The organism is Haloferax prahovense (genome assembly GCF_000723845.1).
Classification (GTDB): domain Archaea; phylum Halobacteriota; class Halobacteria; order Halobacteriales; family Haloferacaceae; genus Haloferax; species Haloferax prahovense.
In genome coordinates, this window is the sequence record NZ_LK053000.1 from 1 (window position 1) to 19,757 (window position 19,757).

The window sequence follows — 19,757 nt, forward strand, 5'->3', positions numbered from 1 at the left end:
GAGCCACTAAATCAACGGGGTTAAATGTATCCCCGGCATTCGGATTAATGCGAAGAAGCGCACGGGGGTACTCCCCCCGAAAGCTTCCACCGAACGCCCCGACCCCAAGGTCGTCAGGCGCTCACCGGGATGACACACCTTCCCGGGGGCCGCCACGATACGACGGCCTTAAGTGGTCCAAGGCATTTCGGATGAATGCGAACGACACACCGCGATTGCAGGGCGATTCAACGCGTCCTGCCTCACCGGACCAGAACCCACGGAGGTTCGAAGGGTTTATACCCACGAATCGCCTCGGTTCAGGTCCGAAGGAAATGAGGATTCCGCCCCTGCGGTACGCCGCAAGACGGTATCTGATGTTAGCCCTAGTAGTTCGGTGACATCCGAACGGATGTCATACGAACTCGGACCTTTGAACGGTGATTTGACAGCATATCGCTGCCATTCACCCGCCAAAACCCCGCGACCAGGTTTAAATGGTCGCGACCCATTCCGGTTGATCCTGCCGGAGGTCATTGCTATTGGGGTCCGATTTAGCCATGCTAGTTGCACGAGTTCATACTCGTGGCGAAAAGCTCAGTAACACGTGGCCAAACTACCCTACAGAGAACGATAACCTCGGGAAACTGAGGCTAATAGTTCATACGGGAGTCATGCTGGAATGCCGACTCCCCGAAACGCTCAGGCGCTGTAGGATGTGGCTGCGGCCGATTAGGTAGACGGTGGGGTAACGGCCCACCGTGCCGATAATCGGTACGGGTTGTGAGAGCAAGAGCCCGGAGACGGAATCTGAGACAAGATTCCGGGCCCTACGGGGCGCAGCAGGCGCGAAACCTTTACACTGCACGCAAGTGCGATAAGGGGACCCCAAGTGCGAGGGCATATAGTCCTCGCTTTTCTCGACTGTAAGGCGGTCGAGGAATAAGAGCTGGGCAAGACCGGTGCCAGCCGCCGCGGTAATACCGGCAGCTCAAGTGATGACCGATATTATTGGGCCTAAAGCGTCCGTAGCCGGCCACGAAGGTTCATCGGGAAATCCGCCAGCTCAACTGGCGGGCGTCCGGTGAAAACCACGTGGCTTGGGACCGGAAGGCTCGAGGGGTACGTCCGGGGTAGGAGTGAAATCCCGTAATCCTGGACGGACCACCGATGGCGAAAGCACCTCGAGAAGACGGATCCGACGGTGAGGGACGAAAGCTAGGGTCTCGAACCGGATTAGATACCCGGGTAGTCCTAGCTGTAAACGATGCTCGCTAGGTGTGACACAGGCTACGAGCCTGTGTTGTGCCGTAGGGAAGCCGAGAAGCGAGCCGCCTGGGAAGTACGTCCGCAAGGATGAAACTTAAAGGAATTGGCGGGGGAGCACTACAACCGGAGGAGCCTGCGGTTTAATTGGACTCAACGCCGGACATCTCACCAGCTCCGACTATAGTGATGACGATCAGGTTGATGACCTTATCACGACGCTATAGAGAGGAGGTGCATGGCCGCCGTCAGCTCGTACCGTGAGGCGTCCTGTTAAGTCAGGCAACGAGCGAGACCCGCACTTCTAATTGCCAGCAGCAGTTTCGACTGGCTGGGTACATTAGAAGGACTGCCGCTGCTAAAGCGGAGGAAGGAACGGGCAACGGTAGGTCAGTATGCCCCGAATGAGCTGGGCTACACGCGGGCTACAATGGTCGAGACAATGGGTTGCTATCTCGAAAGAGAACGCTAATCTCCTAAACTCGATCGTAGTTCGGATTGAGGGCTGAAACTCGCCCTCATGAAGCTGGATTCGGTAGTAATCGCATTTCAATAGAGTGCGGTGAATACGTCCCTGCTCCTTGCACACACCGCCCGTCAAAGCACCCGAGTGAGGTCCGGATGAGGCCACCACACGGTGGTCGAATCTGGGCTTCGCAAGGGGGCTTAAGTCGTAACAAGGTAGCCGTAGGGGAATCTGCGGCTGGATCACCTCCTAACGACCGAGACCACCCCGACGGGGTGGCTCACACGCGATCTTCCGAGTTCACTAATGACACCCGTTCGGACACCTTAGAACTACTAGGGCTAACACGGGCCCATAGCTCAGTGGTAGAGTGCCTCCTTTGCAAGGAGGATGCCCAGGGTTCGAATCCCTGTGGGTCCATGGTAAGCAGTACTCCACTCCGAAACGATCGTGCCCCTTAAGTGTGGCAAGACGTTTCGAATGAATGGATACTGACGACAGATGCACCATCCCGCGCAAGCGAGGTTGGGAAGGGTCGAAAATTCGCCTCGGGTCGTCACCGAGGGGATTTGATGAAACCGTGTGTACGTGCAATCCAGGCGTCCACTGGACCCGTTCTCCGGGTCACAGTGACTATATCAACTGGCTACTGTGCCAGCTGGTGGATAGCTCGGCTCGAGAGCCGATGACGGACGTGCCAAGCTGCGATAAGCCTCAGGGACCCGCATGGAGGGAAAGAACTGAGGATCTCCGAATGGGAATCCCCACGCAATTGCCTTGCGCAATGGGGAACGTTCCGAATTGAAACATCTTAGTAGGAACAGGAAAAGAAAGCAATCCGCGATGTCGTTAGTAACGGCGAGTAAACGCGATACAGTCCAAACCGAAGCCTTCGGGCAATGTGGTGTACGGACTACCCATAACGGACCTGGATCTTATGTGAAGTCTCCTGGAACGGAGCGTGATACAGGGTGAAAACCCCGTAACATAAGAACCAGATCCCGGGGTTGTTCCAGAATAGCGGGGGTTGGATATCCCTCGTGAATTTCGCAGGCATCAACTGCGAAGACTAAACACTCCTCGAGACCGATAGCGAACAAGTAGCGTGAGCGAACGCTGAAAAGCACCCCGAAAAGGGCGGTGCAATAGGGCTTGAAATCAGTTGGCGATAGAGCGACGTGGCATACAAGGTCACTCGACGAAAGAACTGGGAGCGATCCCGTAGTATGACTTGAGTGAAGCCGATGTTACGTCGTGCGTTTTGAAAAACGAACCATGGAGTGCATCTGACTGGCGAGTCTAAGGGGTGAACCCCCGGAGGCATAGGGAAACCGATACGGCCGCAGTCTTTGACCAGGGCCACCGTCTTCAAGGGCGGGGAGCCAACCGGATGCGACCCGAAACCAAGTGATCTACGCCGGAGCAGGGCGAAGCGTGGCGAAAGCTGCGTGGAGGCCCGTTAGAGTTGGTGTCCTACAATACCCTCTCGTGACTCTGGTGTAGGGGTGAAAGGCCCATCGAACTTGGCAACAGCTGGTTCCAACCGAAACATGTCGAAGCATGACCTCTGATGAGATAGTTCGTGAGGTAGAGCGACCGATTGGGAATCCGGACTCCGAGAGGAGTTCGCTTCCCTGTCAAACTCCGAACTTACGAACGTCGTAGACTCAGGGAGTCCGGTGTGCGGGGTAAGCTTGTGCACCGTGAGGGAGACAACCCAGAGCCAGGTTAAGGACCCAAAGTGTGGATTAAGTGTGATTGAAGATTGTCTCGAGCCCTAAACAGCCGGGAGGTGAGCTTAGAAGCAGCTACCCTCTAAGAATAGCGTAACAGCTTACCGGCCGAGGTTCGAGGCGTCGAAAATGATCGGGACTCAAATCCACCTCCGAGACCTGGCGGCGTGTCTTATGACACGATTCCGTAGGTTGGCATACTGCATGGGTGGAAGCACGGGTGAGAACTCGTGTGGACCGTGCAGCAACGAAAATCATGGTCTCAGTAGCAGCGAGAGTCGGGTGTGAACCCCGACGGCCTTACGCGCAAGGGTTCCTCGGCACTGTCAATCAGCCGAGGGTTAGTCGATCCTAAGTCTAACCGTAATTCGAATTAGATGAAAGGGAAACTGGTTAATATTCCAGTACCTTCTTGCAACAAACGTCGACGCTTTAGGAAACACCGAGCGGGGCCTTCGCCCCGTCGAATCACCGAAATTCGTGGAAGCCGTAACGGCACGAAGCGAACGAATGGTGAGATAGAGAAATTCGGCGGTACCTAGAGCCCGTGAAAAGACAAGCAAGAAGCTCGTACCGAGATCCGACACAGGTGCGCTGGCAGAGCAAGCCAAGGCCTGTCGGGATCAACCGACGTTAGGGAATTCGGCAAGTTAGTCCCGTAAGTTCGCGATAAGGGATGCCTGCTCTTGACCGAGCAGGTCGCAGTGACTCGGACGCTCCGACTGTCTAGTAACAACATAGGTGACCGCAAATCCGCAAGGACTCGTACGGTCACTGAATCCTGCCCAGTGCGGGTATCTGAACACCTAGTACAATAGGACGAAGGACCCGTCAACGGCGGGGGTAACTATGACCCTCTTAAGGTAGCGTAGTACCTTGCCGCTTCAGTAGCGGCTTGCATGAATGGATCAACGAGAGCGTCACTGTCCCAACGTTGGGCCCGGTGAACAGTACGTTCCAGTGCGGAGTCTGGAGACCCCCAAGGGGAAGCGAAGACCCTATAGAGCTTTACTGCAGGCTGTCGCTGAGACGTGGTCGCTAATGTGCAGCATAGGTAGGAGCCGTTACACAGGTACCCGCGCCAGCGGGCCACCGAGGCAACATTGAAATACTACCCGTTAGTGACTGCGACTCTCACTCCTGGCGGAGGACACCGGTAGCCGGGCAGTTTGACTGGGGCGGTACGCGCTCGAAAAGATATCGAGCGCGCCCAAAGATTTCCTCACGCGAGTCGGAAACTCGTGGAAGAGCGCAAGAGCAAACGGAAGTCTGACAGTGACATTCCCAACGAGTGTCGCTGACGCGAAAGCGTGGTCTAGCGAACCTACGAGGTTCATTCATGGGACCCGTAGATGACAGAAAAGCTACCTTAGGGATAACAGAGTCGTCACCCGCAAGAGCACATATCGACCGGGTGGCTTGCTACCTCGATGTCGGTTCCCTCCATCCTGCCTGTGCAGAAGCAGGCAAGGGTGAGGTTGTTCGCCTATTAAAGGAGGTCGTGAGCTGGGTTTAGACCGTCGTGAGACAGGTCGGCTGCTATCTATTGGGGGTGTTAAGGAACTTGACGTGAACGTTCGTATAGTACGAGAGGAACTACGAATGGGTGCCACTGGTGTACCGGTTGTCCGAGAGGGCAGATGCCGGGCAGCTACGCACCACGGGGTAAGAGCTGAACGCATCTAAGCTCGAAACCTACACGGAAAAGAAGTTCCACTGAGGTCACTCGTAGAAGACGAGTTCGATAGACTCGGGGTGTACGCAACGAGGCAACGAGTTGTTAAGCCCGCGAGCACTAACAGACCAAGCCACATTCATACGCACTGAGACCCGAGAACGGGTCCAGGCGCAAACTGGATTGCACGAACACATTGGTAAGACGGCCCGTCCGATATTGGTATGACAACGGTTCGATTCCGTTGGTCGGCATTAAGGCGGCCAGAGCGGTGAGGTTCCACCCGTACCCATCCCGAACACGGCAGTTAAGCTCACCTGCGTTCTGGTCAGTACTGGAGTGAGCGATCCTCTGGGAAATCCAGTTCGCCGCCCCCACTCATACAGAGCCCACTGGACTTCGGTCCAGTGGGCTTTTTTCATTTATAGCGAGCGGCAATCGCTCGCTCGCACACCGCACAGACAGCGACTGCTCTCTCGGTCGAGACAGCGAAAACGCCCGACTCAGGTCGCACACCGTCAGGCTTAAGCACAAGACAGGGATACCAGTAACTGCGCCAAGGTGGCAGAGTTCGGCCCAACGCATCCGCCTGCAGAGCGGAACCCCCGCCGGTTCAAATCCGGCCCTTGGCTTTTCTCTTCGAACGCAACTCTCGCGAGCGACGCGTCTCGGTATCGAAGCAGCGACTGACGACGCTATCGTACGAGCCGCTGTTCGAGCGCGCTGACCGCGTCGGCGTCGCCCAGTTCGTGTGCGAGTTCGAGGGCGTCAAGTGCAGTCTTCCGCGCTCGAACCCCGGCTTCGACAGAGGAAAAGCACGCTGCAGCGCGTCGTAATTCGGCGAGTGAATCGGAAACGTCTCCGGTCTCACAGAGCGCCGTAGCGTACTGTCGGCGACACCGGCCTTCGAGGGCTGCCGTCGGGGCGGATTCGATTGCAGTTCTGAGCAGGGAAATCCCGTCGTCAGTCTCTCCCGACCGCACGTACACCTCTCCGAGCGTCACGCTCGCGAGCGTCCTCGGCTCGTCGCCGAGTCCGGACGCTCGTTCGTGGGCGCGTTCTGCGACCGTTCGCGCGTCGTCGAGATCGCCGCTGTCCAGGAGGGTTCGAGCGCGGACTGTCTGGAGTTCGGTCCGCTTCGACTCGTTTTCTTCGAGGAGGTCGATGGCGCGTTCGGCGTATTCGATGGCGGTCTCCGGTTCACCGAGTTCAGAGAGCGTTTGGGCGAGACCGTAGTACACGTCCCTTCGAATCCAATCGAACTCCGGGTCCTCGACGTCGTCGAGAAGCGATTCGTAGCGCTCGCGCGCGTCCTCGAGCGCGCCGCGGTCGAACGCTATCTTTCCGAGGTTGTTCGATGTCGACGCGATGCCGATGGAGTCGCCGATTTCGACGCGGATGTCGAGCGCGAGTCGGGCGTATCGCTCCGCTTCGTCGAGCGTCCCGTTTTCGAGTTCGATACGGCTGAGAACGGCGAGGCTCAGCGCTTCCCCCCACGGATACTGAATCTCGCGGCGAATCTGGAGACTCGTACGGGCGTGCGCTGCGGCTGACTCGAACTCTCGGAGCGTTATCTCGACGAGTCCGAGGTTCGCGAGCGTGCTCGCAACTTTCGTATCGTCTTCGAGGTCGCGGCGGAGTCCGAGCGCTCGCTGGTAGTAGACTTTCGCGGCCTCCGGATTGTCGGTCTGTGCCTCGATACCACCTAGTGCGTTCAACACGTCGCTGCGGCCCACCTCGTCGTCGATTCGACTGAATCGTTCGAGGGCCTCCTGTGCGTATTCGCGGGCGGGCTCGAACGAACCGCGGTAGCGTCCGACCTCGGAGAGTCCGGCAAAGCCGTCGGCGCGCGCGCGGACCAGTGCCGTCTCGTCGAGGCGCTCGTCGTCGAGCGACGCGAGCGACTCGAACTCTCGTTTGGCGCGTTCAAGTTCGCCCCCGTTGACGAACATGCGGGCGCGCCACCGACGAACGTCGAGTCGGAGCGTGCCGTCGCAGGCCCGCGGCACGTCGACGTCAGAGTAGTCGGTCTCGGCGTACAGCTCGGAGAGCGTCGGCGTGTTGACGCCGAGTTCGAACACGCTACGGACGAGTCGTTCTCCCCACGTCGCGGGGTCGCTCTCGATAGTGCGAACGATATCGGCGGTGCCGCCGAACACCGATTGGACGGTCCGGCGCGCGTCGCCGTCGTCGACGAGCGAGCAGAGCGCGTCGAGACATCGCTCGAACCGGCGGCGGGCGCGACGCTCGGATTCGAGGTCGAGCAGCCGCTGGAGGAAACGAGCGGACCACGTCTCGTGGACCGCGCGAACCCGCTCGCCGTCGGACTCGTCGTCGCCGAACGCGGAGTAGAGGACGGTCCGTTCGAGCGCGTCGAGCGCTTCTTCGACGACCGATTCGTCGCGCTTCGACTCGGTGAGCGCGTACGCGAGCGGCGGCGAGACGCCGATGCCCGAGGCGTTCAGGAGATTCACGAGAACGCCGACGTCGATGCCGAGTCGCTCGTCGACGCGTTCGAGGTCGGCGTAGACGGAATCGATGTCGTCGAGGAGGCTCGTCGGGGCGGCGTTCCCTCCGGCTGCCGGCTCGGCGTGCCGGGCGAGTCGATGCAAAAAGAGATACATCTCTCCTGGTTCGAGGTCTCCGCCCTCGTTCGGGGTGAGTTCCTCGGGGTCGATATCGACGTTCGTTCCGACGGTCGCCTCGAAGTGCTCGACAAGTCTGGCCCGCTCGCGGGCGTCGACGACGGGAACGGGGACCACGTCTATCGATTGTCTCCGGTGGAATTCGAGGCGAGCGGTGCCGCGGAGCGAGTCGTCGCGCCACTCGCTTTCCCGACTGTCGAGGAGGAACGTCACGCGGTCGTCGTCGTCGAACTCGCGGACGAGTTCGAAGATGCTGTTCGCCTCGGTCCGGGTCGCGTCCTCGACGACGACGAGGACGTGCCCGCTGGCTTCGGCGAGGTACGACCCGAGGTGCGCCGCGGAGGTAAACGGGTCGTGCTGGCCGGACTTCCGGTAGAGGACGGTACCCTGCTCGTGGTCGTACCACCGGCACGCGACGGACATACAGACCGTGCTCTTTCCCGCGCCGGGCGGACCCGTCACGACGTGGTCGGTACCCGAGCGGAGACGGGAGAACAGGTCGTCAGTCACGTTCTCGCGTCCGTCTTCGGTCGGGCGTTCGCGGTCGAGCGCGTAACCGGCGCGGACCTCGCCGAGGTCGAAACCGGCGCGCCAACACGCCAGCGGCGGCGAGACGCCGACGCGGTCGAAGTACGCCGGAGCGAGTCGGGCGAACCCTTGCGACCGCAGCACCGTGGAGAGCGCCGGGCCGCGAATCGCTGCACTCCCACCGCGGTCGTCAGTTACGCTCCGGGGACCAGCCGTCGTCGCTTTACCGTCCGCATCGCCCGCTTTGGCGTCCGCGATGTCGGCTTCGGTTTCGGGAGCATCGCCGTCGGCGTTTCCGTTGAGGTCGAACGGGCTCGCGGCTTCCCAAATCGACTGCACGCGGCTCCGGGCCCACGCCACGGCGCGCTCGCTCGTATTCTCGATGACGCAGCGGGCGCGCGCGTCGTCGTCGTAGGCGACCACCATCGCGTGGGGCGTCCCGTCGAGCGTCGTCTGCGCGATGGCGAACGGGGGAACCTCGCCGACCCGAAGCTCGCAGTCCGGGACGGTCTGTACGGTTTCGAGAAACGCCGGGTACGCCCGCCAGATAGCGGTGACGACGGAGTCGGGCGCGACGAACCGACAGGAGTGCCCGTCGACGAGCCAGGTCGTACACCGGTCGACGAACGTCTGACTCGGCAGGTACGGGAGGACGAACGTCCCGTTGGTCGTCGCTTTGAGCCTGTTTCCGAGCGCATCGAACGGGTGTGAGACGCGCGGGTCGGTCCGCAGTTCGTCGGCCCCGACGACGGCCTCGACCGGAAGCGGGTAGTCGGCGGCCGCTCCGGCGACGAACGAGTCGAGTTCGAGCACGTCGGCGGCGGCGTCGCGGGTGGAACGAAACAGGGAGATGAACTGTCCGCCCTTCAGCGACGTGGTGTAGTCGCCGTCGTCGACGACGAACCCCGCGGCGGTCAGGTCGCGTATCGCGCGGTCGACCGTCGAGCGGGAGTACGGCAGCGCCTCGGTCAAGTCTCGCTTGTCGAGGCGCGTACCGTCCAGCGCGTTGAGGAAGTCGAACCGATCGGCGGCGAGTTCCAACTGTTCTGTGACGAGGTCGTCGTCGCGCGTCACGACCAACTCCCGGTTCGGCTCCGTCGAACGACTGGTCGGTATCTCATTGGCGGGAGGTTCGGCCAATAGTTTCAAAAACCCTTGTCAATCCACAGCTTCGACTGTTCGTCTGCACCGTCGTATTGGGGGCGGGAGTCGCCGCCGGCAGTCGCGCGACGCGGTGACACGCTCCGAGGAAAAGTAATCGTTATACGCCGCGTGGCCCATGCCGAAACCATGCAACGACGCGCCGCGGTCATCTCCGTCGTGTTCTTCCTGGTCATCGGTGCCGGTGCATACTCACTTATCGCGACTGCATCGACGCCGTCGGTCAGTTTCGAGAACCCCGAGTACTCGCTGGCACAGGGGGACGAGTTCTCCATCCCCGATAGCGACCAGGCGTACACAGTGTCGTCGATAACCGAAGAGGAGGAGTCGGGCGGTCACGGTGGTGGCACCACGCTGGTCCGCTCTGGTGAACTCACCTACGTGAACGACTCCGCTCGCTTCACCGAGACGTGGGACAACGAGAGCACCGTCACGCTCGACGGCACGGACTACCGTGTCGAAATCGCCAACGTCTCCGACCCCACCGAGGCGACGCTGGTCGAACTGTACAACGAGACCGCAATCCTCCAAGCCGACTCGAACGCCGACAACGAGACCGTCACCCGTGACGGCGAGCGCTACGTCGTCGTCAACGATTCGACGCTCGTCTCGGTCGACGAGTACTTCCCGGCGAACGAGACGCGCACCGTCGCCGAAGGTGACTCCTTCGACTACAACAACCAGTCCGTCACCGTCGACGCGGTCGAGACCTCCGGCGTGACCCTCGAGTGGTTCGCGTCCGAGGAGAACACCGTCACCGTCGAAAACGAGGCGAATCTGACCCTCTCGGGACAGCAGTACCTCGCGTACTTCCCGGACGGCGAGACGCTCGTCCTGACGCAGAACTACGACAGCTACCAGGCACAACTGTCCGAAATCGACAGCTTCCACGAGACCGAAAACGGCCTCTGGGGCATCGCCATCGTCTCGTTCACCACGGTCATTCTCCTCATCGGCATGGCGTTCCTCCCGTCGCGGTACTGAACGCCCCGTCCGTCACCGTTTTTCGCGCGCTCCGACCGCCCCGAGCCACGCGGCTCCGGCACCGATGACGACCGCCGACAGCGACCCGACTATCTGGAGCGCGGCGACCGCGACGACCGACCCGCCGGCCGCGTAGCGCCACGGGGCGCTCGCGAGCGTTCCGAGGCCGACGAGAACGAGGAACGCGCCGACGGCGACCAAGAGCCACGGCTCCGTCCGCGCGGGGGTTCGAGTGGACATACCCTGAGAGAATCGCCGCGCGAGGACAAAAGCGAGACGGCGAAACGGACTACCGCCGGAGGAAGTCGAGGAAGCGGTAGTCGTGGTCCGGCGTGTAGGCCCGGAATAGGAGACTGTTCGTGAGGACGGACACTGACGACAGCGCCATCGCGCCCGCGGCGAACACTGGCTGGAGGAGGCCGAGCGACGCGAGCGGAATCATCGCGGTGTTGTAGCCGAGCGCCCAGAACAGGTTCTGTTTGATTTTCGCGAGCGTCCCGGCGGAGATGCGGATGGCCTTCACCACGTCGAGCGGGTCGTCGCGCATGAGCGTCACGTCGGCCGCCTCGATGGCGACGTCGGTTCCCGAGCCGAGCGCCGTGCCGACGTACGCGGCGGCGAGCGCGGGCGCGTCGTTGACGCCGTCGCCGACCATCATGACTCTCGTTCCGTCGGCCTGCAGGGACTCGACGGCGTCGGCCTTGTCCTCGGGGAGGACGCCGGCGCTGACGTTCTCGGGGTCGATGCCGACCTGTTCGGCGACGGCGCGGGCGGTCCGCTCGTTGTCGCCGGTAATCATGTGGACGGTCGCGCCACGGTCGCGGAGCGCGGCGACGGCCTCCGCGGCCGACTCCTTGATTTCGTCCGCGTCGGCGACGACGCCCGCGAGGTCGCCGTCGACCGCGACGAGCATCGCGGTCTTCCCCTCGCGTTCGAGGTCCTGGAGCGCGTCCTCGGCGGGGGCGGGGTCGACACCCGCGTCCGAGAGGAATTTGCGGTTACCGACGAGGACGGTTTTCCCGTCGACGGTCGCGCGAATCCCGTGACCGGGGACGTTCTCGAAGTCCTCCGGGTCGGCGAGGTCGAGGCCGCGGCCTTCCGCGCCGGCGACGATGGCGCGGGCCAGCGGGTGTTCGCTGTTGCGCTCGGCCGAGGCGGCGTACCGGAGCACCGCGTCCTCGTCGAGCGTCTCGTCGTCGGCGGTGACGACGCCGGAGCCGTCGGCGGCGGGGCCGACGGCGACCACGTCGGTCAGCGTCATCTCGCCTTTGGTGAGCGTGCCGGTCTTGTCGAAGACGACCGTCTCCACGTCTTTGACGCGTTCGAGCACGTCGCCGCCCTTGAACAGGACGCCGTTTCGCGCGCCGATTGCCGTCCCGACCATCGTCGCGGCCGGGGTGGCGAGGCCGAGCGCGCAGGGGCAGGCGATGAGCACGGCCGACGCGAAGACGACGACGGCGAACTCGAACGTCGAGACCGCGCCGCCCGCGGCGACGGGGCCGCCCGCGACGAGCCCCCAGACCGGGAGCGACCGGATGAAGCCCGCGAGCGCCTCGGGGAAGAGGAACCAGACGACGCCCCACAGGAGGGCGTTGGCGATGACCGCGGGCACGAAGTACGCCGAGATGCGGTCGGCGAGGTTCTGAATCTCGGGTTGGCGGCCCTGCGCCTCCTTGACGAGCGAGACGATCTGCTGGATTGCGGTCTCGGAACCGACCTTGGTCGCCTCGACCACGAGGACGCCGTTTTGGTTCACCGTCGAGCCGACGACCTCGTCGCCTTCGGCCTTCGAGACGGGGACGGACTCGCCGGTGACCATGGACTCGTCGACCGCGGAGTCGCCGTCGACGACGACGCCGTCGGTCGGAATCTTCTCGCCGGGACGGACCTTCATGCGGTCACCGACCTCGACCTCGTCGAGGGGGACCTCGCGTTCGGTCCCGTCGTCGTCGACGAGCGTCGCGGTGTCGGCTTCGAGTTCGAGGAGCGTTCGGAGCGCCTCCGACGCCTGTCCCTTCGAGCGGGCTTCGAGATAGTTCCCGAGCGTGATGAACACCAAGATGAGCGCGGCGGTGTCGAAGTAGAGGCTGCCGGCGAGGAGGCCGACGAGGACGGCGACGGAGTAGAGGTACGCCGTCGAAGACCCCATGGCGATGAGCACGTCCATGTTGGCGGTGCGGTTCCGGACGAGCGCCGTGTAGGAGTTCTCGTAGAACTCGCGGCCGAGGTAGACCTGCACCGGCGTGGCGAACGCGAAGCCGACCCAGCCCATGGGGACGCCCGTGCCGGGAATCGTCTCGGGGAGGCCGCCGCCGAACAGTTCGACCGCGAGCATCCCGAGGAGCGGCAGCGACAGCGCCGCGCCGAACAACGTCAGGCGCTTCTGTCGGCGAATCTCCTCGTTGCGGGCGGCGTCGCGGGCGTCTTCCGCACCCTCCTCGTCGCCGGCGTCTTCGCGGACGGGCGTGTAGCCGGCCGCTTCGACCGCCCGGTACATGTCGTCGAGGCTCGCGTCGGCGGGGTTGTAGGTGACGTGCGCCTCGTCGGTGGCGAAGTTGACCTCGGCGGCGACGACGCCCGGAACCGACTCCAGCGACTTCCGGTTCGCGTCGGCGCAGTTCGCACAGCTCATCCCGGTGATGCCGATGGTCCGGGTCTCCGAGAGCGCCTCGTAGCCGGCGTCCTCGACGGCGTCGTATATCTCGCCGAGCGATACCTCCTCGGGGTCGTACTCCACGGAACCCTCGTCGGTGGCGAAGTTGACGCTGGCGCTCGCCACGCCGTCGAGCGACTCCAACGCCTCGCCGACGGTGCGCGAGCAGTTCGCGCAACTCATTCCGCGGATGTCTAAGTGGGCCGTTCGGCTACTCATCTCATCTATACGTACGTGCCCCTCTCTTACCTCGATTGTCCCTTCAGAACCGAGCGTCATCGAGGGGCCGAACTTTGGATTCGAAACCGCTGGCTTCGAGGCTCAGTCGCCGCTCACGCCACCCACTCGTCGCCCGCCCGGTCAATCATCGTTCGCGCCGGCTTCGAGGCGGTCGTACCGGTCTTCGAACCGGCCGAGACAGGACGAACAGCAGAAGTGGTAGAGCGTCCCGCCGATGCGGGCGCTCTCGCCCTCGCTCGTCACCGTGTTGCCGCACTCGGCGCACTCGAGGGCGAAGCCGGTTCCGTTGACCGTCGGCGTCCACTCGGCGGATTCCACGAGGCTCACCTCGTAGTCGCGGACCCGCGAGAGGTCCACGAGCTCGTCCAACTGGGCGCGGACGGAGTCCCCGTCGAGCCGGGCGTGGACGGTCACTTCGCCGTCCGCCGCGACGAACAGGTGGTGGACCGGGTCTGCCGCTCGGAGGGCGTCGCGGACCTCGTCGACGAACTCCGGGCGGACGGTGAGTCTGACGAGTACGGGCGTCCCCCCCGAGAGCGTCGACTGGTCGAGGTCGACGGTGAATCGGCGAATGATGCCCTCCTCGCGGAGGCGGTCGATACGGTCGGAGACCGCCGGCGCGGAGAGGCCGACTTCGGCGGAGATGTCGCTGAAGGGTCGGCGGGCGTCTTCGGCGAGGAGTTCGAGGATGTGGAGGTCTGTTTCGTCGAGCGCGCGCATGCGACTCAGTTGGTACCACGATGTCATAGGTGTTCCTCGCGTTTGGCTTTCGAATCGAAAGTTAACGTCGGGAGTTTGTCGACCCGACGAAAGGGAAATCCACTAAATCGGGAAGCTCCTATCTCGAACCGCATGTCGACCACGCTCACCGTCACCGGGATGACCTGCGAACACTGCGAACAGCGCGTCGCCGACGCCCTCGCCGGCGTCGACGGCGTCGAGGACGCGACCGCCGACCGCGAGGCGGAGCGGGCGACCGTCGAGGGCGACGCCGACACCGACGCCCTCGTCGCGGCCGTCGAAGAGGCGGGCTACGACGCGAGCGCCTGAATCCGAGACGCGCCCGACCCGGACGGCGGGGAGAACTGGGTGTCACGACTGGGGGTACCGGTTCGATGCGCCGACCTGAACGGTTTTCACCGGCGACCCGCTACCCCCGACCATGCACGCGCGGTCGTGGGCGGCCGTCCTGTTCGCGCTCGTCATCGGACTCCTCCTCGCGCTCGGCGTCGTCCGACTCGCCGCCGGCGACACCGGCGACTTCGCGCGGAACGCCGGCATCGCCGCCCTTCTGACGGTTTTCGCCGTCGCGCTGGTCAGAGACTGGGCGTCGAACGCGGAGTGAGGGTCGGCGACCGGGAGCCTCGCCCGGCCGATTCCACGGGAATTTATCAACAGATTGTCTTTCACTTCGGGGGCAGGCGGTTACAAGAGGCCGCGGTCCCAATCCCGCCTGTGTCTCCACCGAGCGACGACGACTTTCGCACGCACTCTCCGACGGCCCCGATAGACGATACGCCGACCGTCTCGTGTTCGCGGTGCGGCGAGGAGTGGGACCTCTCGTACGAACTGGACGAGCTACAGCTCGGCAACCAGTCGGTCGAGCAGTTCGCGCTCGACCACCGTCGCCACACCGGACACTTCCCGGACGACGTCTCGCCGTGGGTCGTTAGCTGCCGACAGTGTCCCGACGGCGAGCAGTTCCTCTCCGAGGCCAGCGCCCGTCGATGGGCCCGCACCCACGCCCGCCACACGCGACACGAGGTGGCGATGGACCACGCCGACGACGACGGGGTCGTCATCACGCCCGAGTGAGTCGGGGGGCCGGGTCAGTCTCGCCCGACGACGGCGGCCGTCGGCCGCGTGACCGGTGGAACCCACGACACCGCGTCGAGACGTATCTTCGCGTCCGCGCCCGCCGAGGGTACCGGTTCGAATCGACGTGGACGGCCCGCCGATTCCCAGTTTCCGAGGATTCGAAAATCGGTCCGGGTTTATAATCTCCCGGCGGCCCACGCTTCACATGTGAGGTGACAGACGATGGCCGCAACCGGCGAAATCGAGATGCTGGGGAACCGGATGGAGTTCGACTACGCCGAGGGCGTCACCGGCTACGTCCTCGTGTTCGCCCGACTGGTCACGGGGTATTGGTTCCTCCACGCGGGGGTGACGAAGTACCTCGCCGCCGAGCCGTTTAACGCGGGCGGCTGGCTCGTGAACGGCACCACCGGCGCGCCCGGCCCGGTCCACGCGTTCCTCGCGTGGGTCGGCCAGACGCCGTGGATGCTCGAGTTCACGAACTTCATGGTCCCGCTGGGCGAGACGCTCATCGGGTTCGCGCTCATCACCGGGGCTGCCGTCCGACTCGCCGCCGCCGGGGGGACGTTCCTCATGACGTTCTTCTACCTCGGCAACGCCGACTGGGGACACGGGCTGGTCAACGGCGACCTGCTGGGGCTCGTGCTGTTCCTCGTCGTCGGCGCGCTCGCGGCGGGCCGCATCCTCGGCCTCGACGCGTACCTCGAGGAGATAGAGTTCGTCCGGCAGCGACCGAAGCTCCGGTACCTCCTCGGCTGAGGGGATTTCGGCCACGCTGGGCCGCGTTCGTCCGGCAGTCTGCCGGCCTTTCTCTCGGACGTCGTTACCGCTGATTCGCGTGCGCCAGCCGCTTTGCGGGCCGTTCTCCGCGTGTCGGTGGATTTAGGAGTCCCTAAAATCCGAAAGTGGTTTATTGTATTAGGGACGCCTAAAACGTATGAACGAAGACGGAGCCGGCTTCGACCACGCGTTTCGACGGGCTGTTCTCACGGGGGCGGTCTGAGCCGTGACCGACCAAGGCACCGAACCCGACTCGACGGACGTGGTCGTCGTCGGCGGCGGTCCCTCGGGGTGCGCCGCGGCCGTCTTCACCGCGCGATACGGCCTCGATACCGTCGTTTTCGACCGGGGCAACGCCGCCTTCCGCCGGTGTGCGTACCTCGAAAACTACCTCGGCTTCCCCGCTGGTATCGGCGTCGACACCTTCACCGCGCTCATGCACGAACACGTCGCGGAGGTCGGCGCGGACTACGTCGCGGACATGGTCGTCTCGGTCGAGCGACCGGGCGACGATGCGGGTGGAAACGCGAGTGACGCCGACGAGAACGCGGACGCGAGCGAGACCAAGTCGAGCGTGTTCGACGCCGACGCCCGGCGCTTCGTCGTCCGTACGCAGGACGGCCGCCGGGTCGAAGCCGACTACGTCGTCGCCGCCGCGTGGTACGACGGCGACTACCTCCGCGGCCTCGACGACGAGGACGCGATGTTCGAGGAACACGACCACCACGGCGAGGTCCACGAGCACTTCGATTCCGACTACGCCGACGACGACGGGCGGACCCCGGTCGAGGGGCTGTACGTCGCCGCCCCGTCGGGCGAGCGGAACGCGCAGGTCGGTATCGCCGCCGGACAGGGCGGCCACGTCGCCCGGTGTCTCATCGAGGACCGCCGGCGCGAACGCGGCTTCCCCGGCGACCTCGCGGCCCACTACGACTGGCTCCGCGCCGACACCGAGTTCCAGGGCGAGTGGGGCGACCGCGACCGCTGGCGCGAGTGGTTCGAAAGCGAGGTCCCGGACGACGCCGACCTCGACGACGAGCGCCTCGCGGAACTCCGCGAGTCCTACATCGACCGGGCGTTCGACACCCGCCGGACCGACCACGAGGTCGAGACCGCCGAACCCCGCGGCATCCGTCGACTCGTCGAGGCGATCGGCACCGAACGCGTCCTCGACGCGCTCCCTGACGAGGCGCTCGCGGACTCCCTCGACGGACGCGAACTCGGAGGTGCCGAGCAGTGAGCGGGACGACGTCGACAGAACAGTCCTCGGGGTCGGTGCTGAACCGGCTGTTCGGCTGGATAGACGGCTCGCTCGTGTCGCTTTGTCTCGCCAGCCTCGTGGTCGTCGTGGCCGGCGGCCTCGTGCAGGTCAGCTTCGGCGCGTTCTCGATGACCATCGGCGAGGCGTGGCGCGCCGTCTTCGACCCCGCGGTCATCTTCGACCCGCAGGTCTGGCAGGTGTTCCTCCTCGGCGGCGAACTCCCAGACCTCAGTCGGCGGACGCTCATCGTCTGGAACATCCGGCTCCCGCGGGTGTTCGTCGCCGCTCTCGTCGGCGCGAACCTCGCAATCTCGGGCGCGATTTTCCAGGCGGTCACCCGGAACGAACTGGCCAGCCCGTTCATCCTCGGCGTCTCGTCGGGGGCCGGACTGCTCATCCTCCTCACGCTCGTCGTCTTCTCGGGGCTCGCGGCGTACCTCCCGCTTCTGGCGGCGCTCGGCGGGATGTTCGCGTTCGTCCTCGTCTACCTCATCGCGTGGAAGAACGGCACCTCGCCGGTCAGGCTCGTCCTCGCGGGCGTCATCGTCGGCACCGTCTTCCAGAGCCTCCAGACGGGGCTGTTCTTCTTCGTCGACGACATCGGCGTCGTCCAGTCCGCCATCGCGTGGACGACCGGCTCGCTCACCGGAACCGACTGGGAGCAGGTTCGCATGGCCCTCCCGTGGTCGATTATCGCTATCGGCCTCGCGCTCGGGAGCTCCCGACAGCTCAACGTCCTGCTTCTGGGCGAACAGACCGCCCGCTCGCTCGGGATGTCCATCGAGAAGGTCCGATTCGCCCTCTCGGGCGTCGCGGTCCTCGCGGCCGCGGCGAGCATCGCCGTCGCCGGCATCGTCGGCTTCGTCGGACTCGTCGTCCCGCACTTGGTCCGGAACGTGGTCGGCAGCGACTACAAGCGCCTCGTCGTCGGCTGTCTGTTCGCCGGCCCGGCACTGATGGTCGCCGCCGACGTGGGCGCGCGCCTCGCGCTCAACCCGATTCAGCTCCCGGTCGGGGTCGTCACGGGCCTCGTCGGCGGGCCGTACTTCCTCTACCTCATGCGCAAACAGCAGAACATCGGTGAAGTGTGATGTCCGAACAGCAATCAGGAGACTCCCAACAGATGGTACAACACGGCGAAACGGACGCGACCACGGACGGACGCGCGAGCGTCGAAGACGGCTCGACACGCGAGAGCGCGCTCACCGGTGACGCACTCGAACTGTCGTATCCGACGAGCGAGGAGCCGGTCGTCGAGTGTGACCGAATCGACATCCCGCGCGGCGAAATCACGGCGCTCGTCGGACCGAACGGCTCCGGCAAGAGCACGCTCCTGAAGTCGCTCGCCAAACAGCTCTCGCCCGACACCGGGAACGTCTATCTCGACGGGAAGTCCATCACCGAGTACGACGACAAGGCGTTCGCGCGCGAGCTGGGACTGCTCTCTCAGCAACACGACTCGCCCACGTCGCTCACCGTCGAGGACCTCGTCTACCACGGCCGGTACCCCCACCGGAGCTTCTTCGAGCAGGTCAGCGACGACGACCACGACGCGGTCGAACGCGCCATCGACCTCGCGGGCGTCGAGCACATCCGCGACAAGCAAATCGGCAACCTCTCGGGCGGACAGAGTCAACTGGCGTGGATTGCGATGGTGCTCGCACAGGACACCGACGTGCTCCTCCTCGACGAGCCGACGACGTACCTCGACTTGCACCACCAGCTCCGCGTGCTGGAGACGGTCCGCCAACTCAACGAGGAACGCGGCGTCACGGTCGCGGTCGTCCTCCACGACATCGCGCAGGCGGCGCGCTTCGCCGACTACCTCGTCGCCATGCAGGACGGCGAACTGTACGACTGGGGCCCGCCGCGCGAGGTCGTCACCGAGGAACTCCTCGCCGACGTGTTCCGCGTCGAGGCCGCGGTCAACTACACGCCCGACCCGGAAATCGTCCCCAAGCACTCGCTGTAGCGGCTCGGCGCTCCTTCTCGACGCTCACTTCCGTTCCCGTTCCGTTCTATCGCCCCGTCACAGCTGCTCCGACCGGCCGCGACCGTCTACTGGACGGCGACGATTTCGATGTCGAAGACGAGCGTCTTCCCCGCGAGTTCGTGGTTGAAGTCAACCTCGACGGCGTCGTCGCGGACGGCGGTGACGTCGCCGTGGAGCCCGTTTTCGGCGTGGACGTGCAGGCCGACCTCGGGCGTCTCGCCGACCATCCCCTCGAACGTCTCGGGGTCGTAGGTCCGAATCCGGTCGGGATCGAACTCGCCGTAGGCGTCTTCCGGCGGGACCGTCACGGAGGCCTCCTCGCCGGCCGACATCCCGACGACGGCCTCGTCGAGCCCCGGAATAATCTGCCCCGCGCCGACGACGAACGTCTGGGGGGCGTAGTCGTCGCGGTCCTTCTCCTGGGCCTCGTACAGGCCGTGTTCGACCGCGACCTCGTACCGCGAGGTGTTGAAGACGGTCCCGTCTTCGAAGCGTCCGACGTACGCGAGCGCGACTCGGTCTCCCGACTCGATTGCCATAGCGGGGCTCGGCGGAGGACGCGCATAAAAGTCGTC

General features: G+C 64.1%; 13 protein-coding genes, 2 tRNA genes and 3 rRNA genes. 13 read left to right on the forward strand and 5 right to left on the reverse strand.

The window, feature by feature from the left end:
• Positions 1–489: 489 nt before the first annotated feature.
• The 5 genes from BN984_RS00005 (at position 490) to BN984_RS00025 (ending at position 5,751) form a co-directional block, all read left to right on the forward strand.
• Positions 490–1,962: ribosomal RNA gene (locus BN984_RS00005) — 16S ribosomal RNA — on the forward strand.
• A gap of 97 nt (positions 1,963–2,059) precedes the next feature.
• Positions 2,060–2,131: transfer RNA gene (locus BN984_RS00010), tRNA-Ala, on the forward strand.
• Between the two features lie 217 nt (positions 2,132–2,348).
• Positions 2,349–5,261 (forward strand): 23S ribosomal RNA (locus tag BN984_RS00015).
• Positions 5,262–5,374: 113 nt separating this feature from the next.
• Positions 5,375–5,496: ribosomal RNA gene (gene rrf / locus BN984_RS00020) — 5S ribosomal RNA — on the forward strand.
• Together the 16S, 23S and 5S rRNA genes with 2 tRNA genes alongside form the textbook arrangement of a ribosomal RNA operon.
• Before the next feature lie 178 nt (positions 5,497–5,674).
• Positions 5,675–5,751, forward strand: a tRNA-Cys gene (locus BN984_RS00025).
• Positions 5,752–5,814: 63 nt separating this feature from the next.
• On the opposite strand, the gene BN984_RS00030 is transcribed toward BN984_RS00025, so the two are convergent.
• Positions 5,815–9,366, reverse strand: coding sequence for a tetratricopeptide repeat protein (locus BN984_RS00030; RefSeq protein WP_233517273.1), 3,552 nt, complete (start codon positions 9,364–9,366; stop codon positions 5,815–5,817).
• 216 nt (positions 9,367–9,582) lie between these two features.
• Between BN984_RS00030 and BN984_RS00035 the strand changes: the two genes are divergently transcribed.
• The gene (locus BN984_RS00035) at positions 9,583–10,437 is read left to right on the forward strand and encodes a hypothetical protein (RefSeq protein WP_049967364.1); all 855 of its coding nucleotides are present in this window, start codon (positions 9,583–9,585) and stop codon (positions 10,435–10,437) included.
• A gap of 12 nt (positions 10,438–10,449) precedes the next feature.
• Here BN984_RS00035 and BN984_RS00040 read toward each other — a convergent pair whose 3' ends face one another.
• The 3 genes from BN984_RS00040 to BN984_RS00050 form a co-directional block, all read right to left on the reverse strand.
• Positions 10,450–10,677 (reverse strand): hypothetical protein, encoded by a 228-nt coding sequence (locus BN984_RS00040; RefSeq protein ID WP_049913687.1) that lies wholly within the window; start codon positions 10,675–10,677, stop codon positions 10,450–10,452.
• 49 nt (positions 10,678–10,726) lie between these two features.
• On the reverse strand, positions 10,727–13,309 hold the full coding sequence (locus BN984_RS00045) for a heavy metal translocating P-type ATPase (protein ID WP_008096698.1): 2,583 nt from the start codon (positions 13,307–13,309) through the stop codon (positions 10,727–10,729).
• Positions 13,310–13,450: 141 nt separating this feature from the next.
• The gene (locus BN984_RS00050) at positions 13,451–14,050 is read right to left on the reverse strand and encodes an AsnC family transcriptional regulator (protein ID WP_049913686.1); all 600 of its coding nucleotides are present in this window, start codon (positions 14,048–14,050) and stop codon (positions 13,451–13,453) included.
• A 132-nt stretch (positions 14,051–14,182) separates the two neighbouring features.
• On the opposite strand from BN984_RS00050, the gene BN984_RS00055 reads away from it, so the two are divergent.
• From BN984_RS00055 to BN984_RS00085, 7 genes are all read left to right on the forward strand, one after another.
• Positions 14,183–14,380 carry a CopZ family metallochaperone gene (locus BN984_RS00055; RefSeq protein WP_004976528.1) on the forward strand — a complete coding sequence of 66 codons (198 nt, stop codon included), beginning with the start codon at positions 14,183–14,185 and terminating at the stop codon, positions 14,378–14,380.
• A gap of 112 nt (positions 14,381–14,492) precedes the next feature.
• Positions 14,493–14,675 (forward strand): hypothetical protein, encoded by a 183-nt coding sequence (locus BN984_RS00060; RefSeq protein ID WP_004976527.1) that lies wholly within the window; start codon positions 14,493–14,495, stop codon positions 14,673–14,675.
• 110 nt (positions 14,676–14,785) lie between these two features.
• On the forward strand, positions 14,786–15,145 hold the full coding sequence (locus BN984_RS00065; RefSeq protein ID WP_004976525.1) for a hypothetical protein: 360 nt from the start codon (positions 14,786–14,788) through the stop codon (positions 15,143–15,145).
• Positions 15,146–15,370: 225 nt separating this feature from the next.
• The gene (locus BN984_RS00070) at positions 15,371–15,907 is read left to right on the forward strand and encodes a DoxX family membrane protein (RefSeq protein WP_008096692.1); all 537 of its coding nucleotides are present in this window, start codon (positions 15,371–15,373) and stop codon (positions 15,905–15,907) included.
• 247 nt (positions 15,908–16,154) lie between these two features.
• Positions 16,155–17,168 (forward strand): FAD-dependent oxidoreductase, encoded by a 1,014-nt coding sequence (locus BN984_RS00075; protein WP_049967365.1) that lies wholly within the window; start codon positions 16,155–16,157, stop codon positions 17,166–17,168.
• The gene (locus BN984_RS00080; protein WP_004976520.1) at positions 17,165–18,280 is read left to right on the forward strand and encodes a FecCD family ABC transporter permease; all 1,116 of its coding nucleotides are present in this window, start codon (positions 17,165–17,167) and stop codon (positions 18,278–18,280) included. Before BN984_RS00075 ends, BN984_RS00080 begins: the two co-directional genes overlap by 4 nt.
• Positions 18,281–18,312: 32 nt before the next feature.
• Entirely contained in the window at positions 18,313–19,161 is an 849-nt protein-coding gene (locus BN984_RS00085; protein ID WP_394325021.1) for an ABC transporter ATP-binding protein, read from the forward strand.
• 86 nt (positions 19,162–19,247) lie between these two features.
• Here BN984_RS00085 and BN984_RS00090 read toward each other — a convergent pair whose 3' ends face one another.
• On the reverse strand, positions 19,248–19,721 hold the full coding sequence (locus BN984_RS00090) for an FKBP-type peptidyl-prolyl cis-trans isomerase (RefSeq protein ID WP_008096684.1): 474 nt from the start codon (positions 19,719–19,721) through the stop codon (positions 19,248–19,250).
• Positions 19,722–19,757 lie beyond the last annotated feature (36 nt).

What these genes read in the sequence shown, in the direction of transcription:
- BN984_RS00035 (WP_049967364.1), top strand. Translation starts at nt 9,583, where the DNA reads ATGCAACGACGCGCCGCGGTCATCTCCGTCGTGTTCTTCCTGGTCATC.
- BN984_RS00040 (WP_049913687.1), bottom strand. Translation starts at nt 10,677, where the DNA reads ATGTCCACTCGAACCCCCGCGCGGACGGAGCCGTGGCTCTTGGTCGCC.
- BN984_RS00045 (WP_008096698.1), bottom strand. Translation starts at nt 13,309, where the DNA reads ATGAGTAGCCGAACGGCCCACTTAGACATCCGCGGAATGAGTTGCGCG.
- BN984_RS00050 (WP_049913686.1), bottom strand. Translation starts at nt 14,050, where the DNA reads ATGCGCGCGCTCGACGAAACAGACCTCCACATCCTCGAACTCCTCGCC.
- BN984_RS00055 (WP_004976528.1), top strand. Translation starts at nt 14,183, where the DNA reads ATGTCGACCACGCTCACCGTCACCGGGATGACCTGCGAACACTGCGAA.
- BN984_RS00060 (WP_004976527.1), top strand. Translation starts at nt 14,493, where the DNA reads ATGCACGCGCGGTCGTGGGCGGCCGTCCTGTTCGCGCTCGTCATCGGA.
- BN984_RS00070 (WP_008096692.1), top strand. Translation starts at nt 15,371, where the DNA reads ATGGCCGCAACCGGCGAAATCGAGATGCTGGGGAACCGGATGGAGTTC.
- BN984_RS00085 (WP_394325021.1), top strand. Translation starts at nt 18,313, where the DNA reads ATGGTACAACACGGCGAAACGGACGCGACCACGGACGGACGCGCGAGC.
- BN984_RS00090 (WP_008096684.1), bottom strand. Translation starts at nt 19,721, where the DNA reads ATGGCAATCGAGTCGGGAGACCGAGTCGCGCTCGCGTACGTCGGACGC.